The 300-nt window shown below is 53.7% G+C and carries 1 pseudogene; it reads right to left on the bottom strand.

The features are described 5' to 3' along the window. Positions 1–236: pseudogene (locus EXE42_RS17590) on the bottom strand (hypothetical protein); the annotation flags it as partial. Positions 237–300 lie beyond the last annotated feature (64 nt).

Here is a 300-nt window from a genome sequence, read left to right as displayed (position 1 = left end):
ACACGCTGGTAGGTGAGGACAGTACAGCCCTTCGTCTCCAACTCTTCAAAGTCAAGCCCCTCGAGCGAACTTCGAGCGGCGCCGAGACACCAGATCGACTCTGGCTTGGCTGCTTCAACAAGTTCGTTCCATATCTCCTCAACTGTTTGTTGGAAAACATCAGTTGATAGGAGGATAACCATTACGTCTGCGTGGGCCGCGACATCAAGGAGTTCGGCTCTCGCTTGTTCGGCCATGTCTTCACTCCCAACGGGCGTCTGATCGCCTGCATATACAGCTGACATCCTTTCTTCGCCACTG

Origin of the sequence: Halorubrum sp. SP3 (genome assembly GCF_005435195.1) — an archaeon.
GTDB lineage: Archaea > Halobacteriota > Halobacteria > Halobacteriales > Haloferacaceae > Halorubrum > Halorubrum sodomense.
This window is presented reverse-complemented; position numbering and strand designations above follow the sequence as displayed.